At 64.4% G+C, this 12972-nt stretch carries 11 protein-coding genes and 2 pseudogenes; 5 read left to right on the plus strand and 8 right to left on the minus strand.

All coding sequences use genetic code 11. The annotated features are described in order from the left end of the window. Nucleotides 1-155: 155 nt before the first annotated feature. Nucleotides 156-533: pseudogene (locus RMO57_RS10950) on the plus strand (efflux RND transporter permease subunit); the annotation flags it as partial. Between the two features lie 144 nt (nt 534-677). On the opposite strand, the gene RMO57_RS10955 reads toward RMO57_RS10950, so the two are convergent. From RMO57_RS10955 to RMO57_RS10980, 6 genes are all read right to left on the minus strand, one after another. Then, nucleotides 678-1709 (minus strand): hypothetical protein, encoded by a 1032-nt coding sequence (locus RMO57_RS10955; protein WP_310386554.1) that lies wholly within the window; start codon nt 1707-1709, stop codon nt 678-680. 25 nt (nt 1710-1734) lie between these two features. Next, a complete protein-coding gene (locus RMO57_RS10960; RefSeq protein WP_310386556.1) occupies nt 1735-2994 on the minus strand; it encodes a carbohydrate binding family 9 domain-containing protein in 1260 nt (419 codons plus the stop codon). Nucleotides 2995-3235: 241 nt separating this feature from the next. After that, nucleotides 3236-4009, minus strand: a complete 774-nt coding sequence (locus tag RMO57_RS10965) for an SDR family oxidoreductase (RefSeq protein ID WP_310386557.1) — start codon at nt 4007-4009, stop codon at nt 3236-3238. Next, entirely contained in the window at nt 4006-4659 is a 654-nt protein-coding gene (lptC, locus tag RMO57_RS10970) for an LPS export ABC transporter periplasmic protein LptC (RefSeq protein WP_310386560.1), read from the minus strand. Before lptC ends, RMO57_RS10965 begins: the two co-directional genes overlap by 4 nt. Nucleotides 4660-4721: 62 nt before the next feature. Beyond that, nucleotides 4722-5309: a KdsC family phosphatase gene (locus RMO57_RS10975; RefSeq protein WP_310386562.1), complete on the minus strand. Its 588-nt coding sequence runs from the start codon at nt 5307-5309 to the stop codon at nt 4722-4724. Next, on the minus strand, nt 5309-6298 hold the full coding sequence (locus RMO57_RS10980) for a KpsF/GutQ family sugar-phosphate isomerase (protein WP_310386564.1): 990 nt from the start codon (nt 6296-6298) through the stop codon (nt 5309-5311). The genes RMO57_RS10975 and RMO57_RS10980 overlap by 1 nt, the downstream gene beginning before the upstream one ends. Before the next feature lie 79 nt (nt 6299-6377). On the opposite strand from RMO57_RS10980, the gene RMO57_RS10985 reads away from it, so the two are divergent. Next, the gene (locus tag RMO57_RS10985; protein WP_310386566.1) at nt 6378-7151 is read left to right on the plus strand and encodes a transferase; all 774 of its coding nucleotides are present in this window, start codon (nt 6378-6380) and stop codon (nt 7149-7151) included. A 131-nt stretch (nt 7152-7282) separates the two neighbouring features. Here RMO57_RS10985 and RMO57_RS10990 read toward each other — a convergent pair whose 3' ends face one another. Beyond that, nucleotides 7283-7807, minus strand: a complete 525-nt coding sequence (locus RMO57_RS10990; protein WP_310386568.1) for an ABC transporter ATP-binding protein — start codon at nt 7805-7807, stop codon at nt 7283-7285. Here RMO57_RS10990 and RMO57_RS10995 point away from each other — a divergent pair. Beyond that, complete coding sequence (locus tag RMO57_RS10995) at nt 7806-8780, plus strand: alpha/beta hydrolase (protein WP_310386570.1); 975 nt, start codon at nt 7806-7808, stop codon at nt 8778-8780. The genes RMO57_RS10990 and RMO57_RS10995 overlap by 2 nt on opposite strands. Further along, nucleotides 8764-9291: a Urease accessory protein UreE gene (locus RMO57_RS11000; protein ID WP_310386572.1), complete on the plus strand. Its 528-nt coding sequence runs from the start codon at nt 8764-8766 to the stop codon at nt 9289-9291. The genes RMO57_RS10995 and RMO57_RS11000 overlap by 17 nt, the downstream gene beginning before the upstream one ends. Nucleotides 9292-9462: 171 nt before the next feature. On the opposite strand, the gene glpD is transcribed toward RMO57_RS11000, so the two are convergent. After that, nucleotides 9463-11004: a glycerol-3-phosphate dehydrogenase gene (glpD, locus tag RMO57_RS11005; protein WP_310386574.1), complete on the minus strand. Its 1542-nt coding sequence runs from the start codon at nt 11002-11004 to the stop codon at nt 9463-9465. A 23-nt stretch (nt 11005-11027) separates the two neighbouring features. Here glpD and glpK point away from each other — a divergent pair. Then, a pseudogene (glpK, locus tag RMO57_RS11010) lies at nt 11028-12488 on the plus strand (glycerol kinase GlpK); the annotation flags it as partial. Nucleotides 12489-12972 lie beyond the last annotated feature (484 nt).

Genomic DNA, 12972 nt, shown 5'->3' on the forward strand with positions numbered 1-12972 from the left:
GGCAGCAAAAAAATAACCATTTACAGGCAATGGAACGTGGATCAAGTCTGATTTGAGCGGATTTACGCGGATTTCAGAAATCTGAAGCCGGTTATAATATCCGCTCAATCCGCGTTCGATCAAGATCCAGGCCTTTATAATTCAAGGAGTAAAATATGGCTCAGTTTTTCATCAATCGCCCGATCTTTGCCTGGGTGATTGCCATCATCATCATGCTGGCGGGCGCCCTGGCGATCAAGAAGCTGCCGGTTTCCCAGTACCCGGCAATCGCGCCGCCTCAGGTCTCGATCAACGCAGCCTATCCCGGCGCATCGGCGAAAACCGTCGAGGATACGGTCACTCAGGTTATCGAGCAGAAGATGAACGGGATTGACCATCTGACCTACATGTCATCTACCAGCGATGCGGCTGGCAACGTCGGGATCGCTCTGACCTTTGAGGCCGGTACCGATCCGAATATCGCCCAGGTGCAGGTGCAGAACAAGTTACAGCTGGCCGTGCCGCTGCTCCCCCAGGCGGTCCAACAGCGGGGCGGCGGTGGCGGCGGTGGCCGTTCCGGCGGTGGCGGCGGCTACGGCGGCGGCGGTGGCCGTTCGGGCGGCGGCGGCTATTAATTAGCCCTGTAGCTTGAAATCGAAAAGGCGCCCGCGGGCGCCTTTTTCTATGGGCGTTTCAGATCAGGGTTGATAGGCGAAGGATGCCTTGGCGAACAGCTCCGTATCGCGTTGCTGCGAGGTTTTGTCCAGCACCGAAACCAGCCCCAGGCTGAACAGGCGTGAGAGGCCAAAGCGGTGCTGAAACACCAGCGATAGATGGCTTGAGCGCTCGTCGGCAGCGGCCAGGCTGGCCTCCGCCACGCGTTGATAGCGAGTCTGCTGCGCGATTGCCCTGAGCGAATCACGAGCGCTCAGATGCAGCACCGCCAAGGTCTGTGCATTCGCTTCGATATAGCTGCGCTGACCTAATGGGTTACGCACATGGCTCTGGCCGAGCTGCTGTTCCAGCTCCAGCCACCAGCCCCACGGCAGCGGGCTGCGCAGCTTGGCCTGCAGCAGCAGACTGGCGCCGCGGCCGAGCCGGTCGGCCTCGACGTCGAGGCGCTGGCCCCAGCTCAGCTCGGCGCTGAGAAAGGTCAGCCAGGCGTTCGGATTCGACTCAAAGCCCAGGTTCAGGGTGCGCGGCTGATGCAACGGGCCGCCGCTGCGGGCGCGCTGCTGGTCCAGGCCAAGATGGCCCCAGACGCCGGTATTGCGTGCGGCTGCGAACCAAAAGCCCGGCTGCAATTGCCGCTCAATCACCTCGCCGGACTTGACCGCTTGTTGAGGGTCATCCAGCGTTTGCGATTGCATCAGCCTGAGCTGCAGTTCCAGCTCATCGGCTTCGAGCGCGGCCCAGTCGCCGAGGGCCGGCAGGGCCAAGGTCTGTGCGGGCAGACGTCGATTTAGATGAACGGTCGCGCGACGCAAGCCGGTTTGGCTGACAAAGCCGTTGTCGTTGGCAAAGCGCGGGCTCAGCTGTTCATATTGCGCGCTGTTGTTCCAGTCCTCGCTGCGCCGGCGCCACTCCGACCAGAGCTTGTGGCCGCGCTCCGCCGAGATGCGTGTCATATCGCCGTTAGCATCGAAGCCGGCGCTGGTGCTGGACAGCAGCAGATGACCGCGCAGCAGATCGGTGCCGCCCAGGGGTGCGGCAAAGTCGCTGCCCAGCACCCGGTTGTTGGCACCCCCGCCATAGTCACGTTGCGAGGCCAGCAGGCAGACCGAGCGCCTGGCCGGCGGGTGCCAGCTGTAAACGGGTGCGCGCGAAACTGGCGCGCGAGCCCTTGCTTTGTGTATAGCTTTGGGTGCCGTAGGCGCTGGCGCGGCGGATCTCGCCGCCGCCCGCGTCATGCAGGCTCAGCACCGTCGCTTCCGCCGCCGCGCCGCGCCAGGTCGCCCGCAAACCCCAGTCGGGATCGGTGATCGCGCGCGAGTAAAAGGCCGCCAGGCTTGGTTGCTCCTGGTCGCCGTCGGACTGGCTCTGGCCGACCACATCGGTGCTCTCCAGAAAGAAGCTGCGTTTTTCCTGCACGCTCAAAGCGAAGCGGGTGTTGCCGGCCAACTGGGGGGTGTCGAGCTCAACCTGCGAGAAGTCGGGGTTGAAAGTCGCGTCTATCACCCAGTCCGCGCGTGGCCGCCATTTCAGCTCCATCCCGAGCGACAGTTCGCGCTGCTGGCTGCTGCCCAGCGGATCTGACTGGCGCTCTTTGCGGGCCGTCAACTCGGGGCGGATGCTGAGGAAGCTGCGTGCGCGCACCTGCTCGACCAAATCGCCCAAGCCCTCCAAGGGCTGCAACTCGGCAATGAAGCTGAGCGAATCCTTGCTCAGCGGTGCGGAGACGTCCAGCCGGCTGCTTTCGCGCGGCGTGTTGCGCGTCACCATCAGCAGCCACGGCGCGCCGTCCGCATAGGGAAAGCGCAGCGCGGCGAGTGGCCAACGCAGCTCGACGCTATAGCCGTCGGGCAGCATTTGCACGGCCGCCTGCAGATCGAAATCGGGCGCGAAATCTTCGCTGTCGTCATCGGCGCTGAACAGGCCGTCGGCGATCACCCCGGCCGCGCTGATGCGGGCAAACTGGGCCGAGCGGCGCTGCCCCACCGGGTCCAGCACGACCCCGACAAAGTCCTGATCGCGCCACACCTTGTCACGGCGCGAGAGCGGCGCGCGTATCAGCTCCGGCGCCGGGTCATAGGCGCGGATGCCGAAAACCAGCGCGTCCTCACTGACCAGCACCTGCACGGTGGTGCGCCAGCGCGCGGGCCGCTGGTCCTGCGGCTGGAATTGCACAAATTGATCGAACAAGGGCGCGCGCCGCCAAGCGGCTTCATCCAGCCTACCGTCGATCTGCGCGGAGGGCTCGCCGGCTTGCAGGCGCAGCGCCTTGATGGCCGCTGTTGAGGCCTGCGCCGACATGCCGAGGGCAGCCAGGGCGATGCCGTAGATAAAGATATTCATCGGAAGGACCAGCAAAAAGGCGCGGCGTTTTCTCTATGAAAAAGGGCCGCGCTGATCTGACACTCGTGCGGCGACGTTCGCGGCACGCTCGAAACTCAGCGGAGCGCACGCAGATGGATGCGCGCGGCGGGCTGGGTCACTAGCAGGGGTGTAGAACTTTCATCAGGGTGGGCCTCATACGCCGTCACGGGTTTGCGTGGGATGGGTCGGGCAGCAGTGTAAAGGCTTTTCGTCCAGAACCCTACTCGCCCTGCCGATGCTTGCGCGGCCGCCCGGCCAGCAGCCGGTCGAACCAGGCATTCGGCAGCAGGCGCAAGAGCCTGGCCACCACGCCCATCTGCCAGGGGATGACGCGAAAGCTGGCGCCGTCATTGATGGCTTGAAAGGCGTGCGCCGCAAAGTCCTCGGCCTGCATCAGGAAGGGCATGCTGTAGCGGTTCTCGCGCGTCAGCGGGGTGTCGATATAGCCCGGCGCAATCGTCACCACCTTGACTTCGTGCGGCCGGCATTCGCCGCGCAGGCTTTCGCAATAGCTGATCACGGCCGCCTTGCTGGAGCAATAGGCGGCATGCCCGGGCAGGCCGCGGATGCCGGCCACGCTGGCGATGCCGACCAGGGCGCCGCTGCGGCGCTGCTGCATCGGTGTGATGAAGGGCTGGAAGGTCGCGGCCAGGCCGATATTGTTGGTTGCAAAAACGCGCCGCATCACCTCGATATCGCCCAAGACCGCGCTGTCGATACCGACGCTGATGCCGGCATTGGCGATCACCACATCCGGCAAGCCCTGGGCGGCAATGCAGGCCTGGCCGGCGCCGGTGATGGCGGCGATATCGCAGACATCGGCGGCGTAGACGGCACAGCGATCGGGCTCTAGGTTTTGCGCCTGCGCCCAGGCCTGCAGCTCGCTGCCGCGCCTGGCCACCAGGGCGAGCCGCCAGCCGGCACGGTAATACTGCAGGGCCAAGGCCTGGCCGATGCCGCTGGACGCGCCGGTGATGTAGACCAAGCCGCTCATAGCGCTGCCCCTTTTTTCTTGTCGGTGGCCGCTGCGAAGCGCGCTTGTGTGCGGCCACCAAAGCTGAGTCGACTGGTTAAATATTGGTACTCAAAGCTCTGTGCTTTCAGCTCCCCGCCGGCGTAATTTATTTGCACCGGCAGATGTGAGCGCAGGATCTCGGTGTTGGTGAAGGCATGCAAGAACTCACCGCGCACCTCCAGCTTGGGCGCGCCGTTGGCCGTGCCGTTGGTAGTGCCCTTGGCCGCAGGATCAAAGCGCTGCACATGCACGCCGCCGAGCAACTGCACCTCGCTGCCGTCGCTATTGCTGATGGCGCGATTGGCGGTTGCAATCGTCAACCCGCCATCTGAGCCATAGCTGCGCAGGCTGATGCCGTCAATCTCCAAGGTGTCGGTGTCGGGGTAATGGCGCAGGGCACGGCCTTCGATGCGCACCCGCATCAGGCCATCGGCGCCGACCCGCTGCAGATCGAAGTTCTGCATCTGATAGTCCGGCTCATGCTTGGCCGGCGGCAGCACGTCCACGCCATCTCGTTGCGGTGTGTTCTTGAGCAACCACCAGCTGCCCACAGCCAGCAGCGCCATCACCAGCAAGGGCAGGTAATTGGCCAGCAGTGACTGCAAGGGCCACAGCCAGGATCTGGCCACGCGGGGCCGGGTGGCGGCAAGCGGCGGCGCCAAGCGTGCTGTCGCACCCGCGCCCTTGACCATCAGGCCGCGCCCCCGTCCAAGGTGTCCAGCTGGCTGTTCAACAACCCTTGGTAGCGCCCACAGGCCTGCAGCATCAGGTCGCAGCATTCACGCGCCGCGCCATGGCCACCGGCGGCTTGCGTGACGTAATGCGCGACGGCCTTGACCTCGGCATGCGCTTGCGCCGGCGCGCAGGCAAAGCCGACCCGGGTCAACAGCGGCAGATCGGGCCAGTCATCGCCCATCGCCGCGATCTCGGCCCATTCCAGGCCCAAGCTATCGAGGATGGGCTGGGCGACCGCATATTTGTCCTTGGCGCCATAGGCCGCGTGCTGCAGGCCGAGGTCGGCGACGCGGCGGCGCACGGCGGGCGAGTCGCGGCCGGTGATGATGATGGGCGTGATGCCGGCCTCTACCAGCAGCTTCAGGCCATGGCCATCCAATGTCGAGAAGGCCTTGAAGCTCTCGCCCTGCTCGCCGATATAGATGCGGCCATCGGTCAGCACACCGTCGACATCGAAGATCGCCGCTTTCAGACCAAGCCCCGTGCCCTGCGCCTTCAGCAGAAGCTCGGGCGCAAATTTCAGCGCTGCTTGCAACATCTCCATCAGATCACCTTGGCTCGCATCAAATCATTGATGGTGATGGCGCCTTGCAGGCGTTGTTCGGCATCGACCACCAGCACCACGGTGATGCGGGCCGCTTCCATCAAATCGGCCGCGACCACCGCCAGCTCGTCGGCCGAAACGGTGCGCGGATTTTTGGAGCAGACATCGGCGGCGCTGAGCCCGCGCAAGTCCTGACCCTTCTCGACCAGGCGGCGCAAATCGCCGTCGGTGAAGATGCCCTCGACTTGGTCGTCGGCGTCGACCATGATGGCCACGCCCAAGGCCTTGGCCGACATCTCGCGCATCAGCTCGGTGAACGGCGTGGCGGCGGCCACGCGCGGCAGGTCCTTGCCCACCCGCATCAGATCGCGTACGTGGGTCAAGAGCTTGCGGCCGAGCGCGCCGCCGGGGTGCGAGCGGGCAAAGTCTTCGGCCTTGAAGCCGCGCGCATCGAGCAGGGCCACGGCCAGCGCGTCGCCCAGCGCCATCTGGGCGGTGGTGCTGGCGGTGGGGGCGAGATTGAGCGGGCAGGCCTCCTCGGCGACGGCGCTGTCCAGCACGATATTGGCGTGGCGCGCCAGGCTGGATTCGGCCCGGCCGGTCATCGCCACAATCGTCACGCCCAGCCGCTTGAGCACCGGCAACACCACGTTCAGCTCATCGCTCTCGCCCGAGTTCGAGAGTGCCGGCACCACATCATTGGGCGCCACCATGCCGAGGTCGCCATGGCTGGCCTCGGCCGGGTGGACGAACAGCGCCGGTGTGCCGGTCGAGGCCAGCGTGGCGACGATCTTGCGGCCGACATGGCCGCTCTTGCCCATGCCCATCACGGCGACGCGGCCGCTGCAGTTGAGCATCGCCTGCACAGCGCGTGCGAATTCGTCGCCCAGTCTAGGCGCCAGTTCATGCAAGGCCTTGGACTCGATCAACAAGGCCTTGCGGGCGATGTCAACGGCGCGTGTGGGGTCGAATGGAGGGGCTTGCGTCATGGGCGGAAGTATATCGACGGGGTGCCGGATTGCAGCCTGGCGGCAGAGCCGCTTGCGATGAATGCTTTACCCTCGCGTTATGTCAGACCCCACCACCGATCATTGCCAGCCCTTTGTGATCGAGACGCCGCTGACCACCAGCCTGCACTTCTCCTTCGCGTCGATTCAAAGCCGCATGGACGCGAGCCGGCCCGATGCGCTGGAGCTTGACTACACCGCCTTGATGATGGGTTTTTTGCTGTTCCAGCCGACGCCGGCGCGCATCGCCATGGTCGGCCTGGGCGGTGGCTCGCTGGCCAAATTCTGTTACCGCCACCTGCCGGACAGCCAGATCGAGGTGGCCGAGATCAACCGCCACGTGATCGCGCTGCGTGAGCGCTTCAATGTGCCGGCCGAGGGCCCGCGCTTCAGCGTTCACTGCGTCGACGGGGCCGTGTTTGTGCAGCAGGCGGCGGCTAGCTTTGATGTGCTGCTGGTGGACGGATTTGATTTGAGCGGCACGCCGCCGGCGCTGTGCTCACAGCGCTTTTACGACGACTGTTTTGAAGCGCTGGGCGAGCAGGGTTGGCTGGTCGTCAATTTGCACAGCGGCCATCTTGACTACCCACTGCATCTGGCGCGGCTGCGGCAGCGCTTTGGCGAGCAGCTGCTGTGTGTAGGTCCGGAGGCCAGCGGCAACAGCATTGTGTTGGCCTGCCGCAGCGCCAAGCCGCTGGCGCGGCCGCGAGCCAGCCTGTTGCGCAAGCCCGCCGGCTTCAATCAGCAGGTTTGGGCTCAGTTGCTGCCCGCCTTTGAACGGGTGCGCGATACCTGGACGGCGTGGCAGGTCGAGGCGTTGGCTCAGAGGCTGTGAACTTTTGTAGCGAGCGGCCGTCAGGCTAGACGGACGGAGCACAGAAACCGGAACGTACTCCCTGTACGTGAGGATTTCGAGCATCCGGCCAACGACGCATGGCGGTCGCGCAGTAAAAAGTTCTCAGCCTCTCAATGGAAATCGTAGGAGAACTGCAGCATCAAGCCCGAGTTTCCCAGCAGATTCACCTGCGCCGCGGTCTCCTTATTGAAGGCCCAACCGACCGAGAACAAGGCGCCGGGCGAGAATCCGCCATGATTGAAGGGCACCTTGTTCTGGAATTCGCCTTTGTAGCCGTACAGCACGCCGGCCGACCATTGCGCAAACAGCTGCGGCTGGGTGGGGAACAGGTCGGTATAGCGCTTGCCAAGATAGACATAGCCGCTGGGCTGGCCAAAAGAGTTGCTGAAATACGATCCGCCCCACAGCCAGTCGTTGTCAAGCTGACGTTCCGCACCGATGGCCCAAACATAACGATGCTTTTCGTTGTGCGTGAAGTGCAAGCTATAGGGCGACACCACCAAGCGCCAATGGCCGGGCCCGGCCAGGTCGAACATGCCCTCGGCGCGCGCATGCAGTGGTGAGGCCAACGCGGAGGCGGCGATGATCAACGGGGCAAAAAAGCGGGATTCGGATATTTTGGGCAAACAAATCATGGCGCGCATTCTCGCTGAAACCTATTTCATATGGCGGGCACTCGGTGCATGGTTGTTGGGGCTGGCGCTGATATCAAGCTTGAGTGGCTGTGCCTGGCTGAGCGACAAGGAGCGTGAACTCGCCTTGCGCCCATCGCCGGGCCGGCCTGCCGCTTTTGCCGACGACAAGCATGGCCTGCGCGCCGGTGACCAGCGGTTTTTGCAGGCGCTGAGCGCTGAGGGCGGCGGCACCCAGCAACTGGCGCTGTGGTGGTTGCCCCACCCCGACCCCGCCGCGCCCACGCTGCTGTATCTGCATGGCACTTTGCGCAGCCTCTATGGCAATCTGCCCAAGATCGAGGCGCTGCGCGAGGCGGGCTTTGCCATTCTTGCGGTGGACTACCGCGGCTGGGGCGACAGCAGCTTCATCATTCCTTCCGAGGCCAGCATCAATGCGGATGTACGCACCGCCTGGGCCGAGCTTGTCAAACGCCAGCCCGAGGCCGGCAAGCGCGTGATCTTTGGTCACTCGATGGGCGGCGCCGTGGCGGTGACACTGGCGAGCTCGCTGCATCATGGCAGCGACTACGGCGCCCTGGTGCTGGAATCGACCTTCACCCGCTTGCCGGACGTGGCGGCCGAGGCCGGCACGCTGGGCAAGATTGGCGCCGCCATCACTAGCCTGGAGTTTGATTCGCTGGCCAAGATTGGCCGGGTCGATGCGCCGATCTTGATGTTGCATGGCTCGGCCGACAAGACGGTGCCGGTCGTGCTGGGACGGCGGCTGCGCGACGCGGCTCCCTTGTCCAGCACCTGCTGGACAGAAATCGAAGGCGGTTCGCACAGCCGTCTGCATAGCGAGTTTCCGGCGCAGTACCAGCAGGCGCTGCAGGCCTTGATCGCCGGCATTCAGACCGCAGCGCCTTGGCCAGGCGAATGCCGTACAGTCTCGGCCCCACCCTCGACAAAACACCACCATGTTGATCATCAATAAATTACTCCCCCAAGGTGCCGGCCTGGCCCCGGTGCTGCTCAAGCGCGCGGGCGTGCTGGCCCTGCCTTTTGCAGCGCGCCAACACCATGAAGCCAATCTGAGTGATGGCGAAGGTGCCGAGCTGGGCCTGCGCTTGGCCGCAGGCAGTACCTTGCGCGGCGGTGATGTGCTGGTGGCCGAGGACGGCTCGCTCTTGCGCGTCGAGGCGGCGCCGGAGGCCTTGCTGCTGGTGCGCGCCTCGGCCACGCAAAGCCTGGCCGATCTGCTGCGCCTGGCCCATCAACTGGGCGAGATGCATGTGCATATGGAGGCCGCCGACGACCACCTGCGTTTGCCGGGCGACCCGGAGCTGGCGCAATGGCTGGAGCGCCAGGACTTTGCGCTGGAGCCGACCGAGGCACCGTTCGATCCGCCCATCTTGCTGAGCCAATTGCCCGAGGTGATGGCGCAACAGCATGAGCATGACCACGCCGGCCATGTGCACGGCCCGGGCTGCAATCACGGCCACTGAAGTCAGCTCCTGGAACTTGTAGTCGGCGCCGACGTTGGCCCCCCTGCACAGCGTCGAACTCCGGGCCGAACGCTCCAGGGGTTCCGCCAGCAAGTGGCGAAGTATGCACCTTGGGGTGGCGTTTTGCGGGCCGCCAAGCGGTGGGCATCCGCATATCCGCCGCCATGCCTGCTAGCTTGAGTTCTGCTTGAACCAGGCGGCCACCGCCGCCCGCTCGGCCTCGCGGTAATGCAGGCCCAGCTTGGAGCGCCGCCACAGCACATCGTCGGCGCTGCAGGCCCATTCCTCGCGCTGCAGATAGCGCAACTCGATCGCATACAGCCCTGGGGCCACCTCTTGCCCCAGGTCATTCAGGCAGGCGGCAGTGCCCAGCACTTGGTCGACGCGCGAGCCATAGGCGCGCGCCAGGCGTCGGGCCAGCTTGGGCGTCAGGTAGTCGTAGCGCTGCTGCACGGCGACCAGCAAGCGCTCAAAGTCTTGGTCCGGGCGAACCGGCGCGCCGATCCAGTCGCGCAGGTCGCCGCCCGGCAGAAACGCAGCCTGGGTCCACGCCGCCCGCTTTTCACCCAGCATGGTGCCGATCAGATGGGCCGCGTCCTCAGCCAGCTTGCGAAACGTCGTGATCTTGCCGCCCCAGACACTCAAGAGCGGGGCGGCCTGCGTATTCGTTTCCAGCAAATAGTCGCGCGTCACGGCCGATGGGTCACCCGCGGCGTCGTCCAGCAGCGGGCGCACGCCGGCATAACTCCACACCACATCGGCCGGCAGCACCGGCTTGGTGAAGTAACGGCTGGCCTGGCTGCACAGATAGGCGATCTCGCTCTCATCAATGCCGGCCTTGGCGAAGCCGTCCAACGCGGCCGGCGCCAGTTCCACATCGGTGGTACCAATCAAGGTGTATTCGCCCTCGTAAGGAATCGCAAAGATGATGCGCTTGTCGGGGTTCTGGAAAATATAGGCATGGTCATGCTCGAAGCAGCGCTTGACGACGATGTGGCTGCCCTTGACCAGGCGCAGATGCTTGGTCGCCAAGGCCTCGCCCTGCGCCGGCTTAGCCACTTGGCGCAAAAAGCGCTCGGCCCAGGGGCCGGCGGCGTTCACCAGCGCGCGCGCGCGCACTTGGCGCGCGCCACGCGGCGTGTTGATCTGCGCCGTCCAGCCCTCAGCGTCGCGCTGCACCGCCGTGACCGGGCTGCGCGTCAGCAGCTCGGCCCCTTTGGCACGCGCATCGAGCGCGTTCAGCAGCACCAGGCGCGCATCGTCGACCCAGCCATCGGAGTAAACAAAACCGCGGTGGTACTTCGCCTTCAACGGCGCGCCCAGCTTGGAGCTGCGCAGCTTGATGCTCTTGGAGCCGGGCAGCACCTCGCGGCGCGCCAGATGGTCGTACAGAAACAGGCCCAGGCGCACCATCCAGGCCGGCCGCATGGCCTCGTCATGCGGCATCACAAAGCGCAACGGCCAAATGATGTGAGGCGCGCTTTTGAGCAAGACCTCACGTTCTTGCAGCGCCTTGCGCACCAGCGAGAACTCGAAATACTCCAGGTAGCGCAGGCCACCGTGAATCAGCTTGGTGCTGCTGGACGACGTGTGGGCGGCAAAGTCCGAGGCCTCGGCCAAGATCACTTTCCAGCCGCGCCCGGCCAGGTCGCGCGCGATGCCGGCGCCGTTGATGCCGCCGCCGACGATCAATACGTCAAAATGTTCTTCCATCGCCCGACTCTAAGGCATCACTGATGACATACCTGCTCGCGCTTGACCAAGGCACTTCCAGCTCACGCGCCATCGTCTTTGACGCGAGCGGCCAGATTGTCGCGATGGCGCAGCGGGAGCTGCGTCAGATCTACCCGCAGCCGGGCCAGGTCGAACATGACGCGCTGGAGATTTGGCAGGGTCAGCTCGCCACCGCCCGGGAGGCGCTGGCCAAGGCCGGCTTAGCTGCGGCCGACATCAAGGCCGTCGGCATCACCAACCAGCGTGAAACGACGGTGTTGTGGAACCGCAAAACCGGCCTGCCCGTCCATCACGCGCTGGTCTGGCAAGACCGGCGCGCCGAGCCGACCTGTGCCGCGCTGCGCGAGCAAGGTCTGGCACCCGTGGTGCAGGGCAAGACCGGCCTGGTGATCGATGCCTACTTTTCGGCCAGCAAACTCAAATGGCTGCTCGACCATGTGCCGGGTGCGCGCGCGCAGGCCGAACGCGGTGAGCTGGCCTTCGGCACCATCGATTGCTGGCTGGTCTGGCAGCTGACGAAGGGCGCGGTACACGCCACCGACGTCAGCAATGCCTCGCGCACCATGCTGTTCAATGTGCACACAAACCGCTGGGATGAAGAGTTATTGGCCGCGCTGGATATTCCGCCCGCGGTGCTGCCTGCCGTGTATCCGTCCGCGCATCAGTTTGGTGTGGTGGCCGCCGAGCATCTGGGCGGCGAGATCGTCATCGGCGGCATCGCCGGCGATCAGCAGGCCGCGCTGTTCGGCCAGGCCTGCTTCAAGGCCGGCATGGCCAAGAACACCTATGGGACAGGATGCTTTATGTTGATGCACAGCGGCGCGCAGTTCCAGACCTCGGCCAATGGCCTGATCACCACCAGCGCCGCGCAGATCAGCGCCGCGCCCGAGTTCGCCTTGGAAGGCAGCGTCTTCATCGGCGGCGCGGTGGTGCAGTGGTTGCGTGATGGCTTGCAAGCCGTGCATACCAGCGGCGAGGTCGAGGGCTTGGCCGAGAGCGTGCCGGACGCCGGCGGCGTGATGTTTGTGCCGGCCTTCACCGGCCTGGGCGCTCCCTACTGGCGGGCCGAGGCACGCGGCGCCATCGTCGGGCTAACGCGCGGTTCAACCGTGGCGCATATCGCCCGCGCCGCCTTGGAAAGCATTGCCTTTCAAAGTGCCGCCTTGTTGCAGGCGATGAGTCTTGATGCGGTGGAGGCGGGGGGGGCGGCGGTGAGTGAGCTGCGGGTTGACGGTGGGGCCTGCGTCAACAACCTCTTGATGCAGTTCCAGGCCGATCTCTTGGGCATCCCGGTCGTGCGGCCGCGGGTGATCGAGACCACCGCGCTGGGCGCCGCCTATTTGGCGGGTTTGAGCAGTGGCGTTTACCGAGACTTGGACGAGCTCAGCGGCCATTGGCAGGCCGAGAGGGTGTTTACACCGACCCTGCCGCGCGAGCGGGCGCTGGAGCTGATGGCGAACTGGGCCTCGAAACCACCATCTGCTTCCGTTGCCTTTCCCCAATCAGTGCTGCTCGTGATGGAAGCAACGTCCTTCTCCCATGAAATCTCTCCGCAACACCCGAGAAAGTGGTACGGTATTTCTGTATGGGTGAACGGACGATGATCACTGAAGCAGATTCCACGGATCTTGAAAGCCGAGGCCCTTCGCTCAGTAGGTGTACAGTCGTCGAATGCGCGCACTACCCACACGTGGTTGCTTGGGTCTTGGCTACTTGGCCTACGCCACAAAATACCGACATTGGCTCGATACATAAAATCTCCTGTGAGTTAAGAGCCCGATATTTGTAACTGTACTTGAATGAAGAAAGTTTATTAGGTAACTGAAGTGAAAGAAGAAACGGGCGCGATGTGCGCCCGTTGGTGGTGATAGTGGTCATGGTCAACGACCCTTTTTCCGGCTCTTGTTAGGTTTCCGAAAAGCGTAGTTGTCTGCTCGACCAACTACC

Origin of the sequence: Roseateles sp. (genome assembly GCF_031397715.1) — a bacterium.
Lineage (GTDB): Bacteria > Pseudomonadota > Gammaproteobacteria > Burkholderiales > Burkholderiaceae_C > Paucibacter_A.

Bases quoted from the DNA above. Each gene is read 5' to 3' on its own strand.
- RMO57_RS10960 (WP_310386556.1), bottom strand. From the start codon at position 2,994: ATGAATATCTTTATCTACGGCATCGCCCTGGCTGCCCTCGGCATGTCG.
- RMO57_RS10965 (WP_310386557.1), bottom strand. From the start codon at position 4,009: ATGAGCGGCTTGGTCTACATCACCGGCGCGTCCAGCGGCATCGGCCAG.
- RMO57_RS10975 (WP_310386562.1), bottom strand. From the start codon at position 5,309: ATGGAGATGTTGCAAGCAGCGCTGAAATTTGCGCCCGAGCTTCTGCTG.
- RMO57_RS10980 (WP_310386564.1), bottom strand. From the start codon at position 6,298: ATGACGCAAGCCCCTCCATTCGACCCCACACGCGCCGTTGACATCGCC.
- RMO57_RS10985 (WP_310386566.1), top strand. From the start codon at position 6,378: ATGTCAGACCCCACCACCGATCATTGCCAGCCCTTTGTGATCGAGACG.
- RMO57_RS10995 (WP_310386570.1), top strand. From the start codon at position 7,806: ATGGCGCGCATTCTCGCTGAAACCTATTTCATATGGCGGGCACTCGGT.
- RMO57_RS10990 (WP_310386568.1), bottom strand. From the start codon at position 7,807: ATGATTTGTTTGCCCAAAATATCCGAATCCCGCTTTTTTGCCCCGTTG.
- RMO57_RS11000 (WP_310386572.1), top strand. From the start codon at position 8,764: ATGTTGATCATCAATAAATTACTCCCCCAAGGTGCCGGCCTGGCCCCG.
- glpD (WP_310386574.1), bottom strand. From the start codon at position 11,004: ATGGAAGAACATTTTGACGTATTGATCGTCGGCGGCGGCATCAACGGC.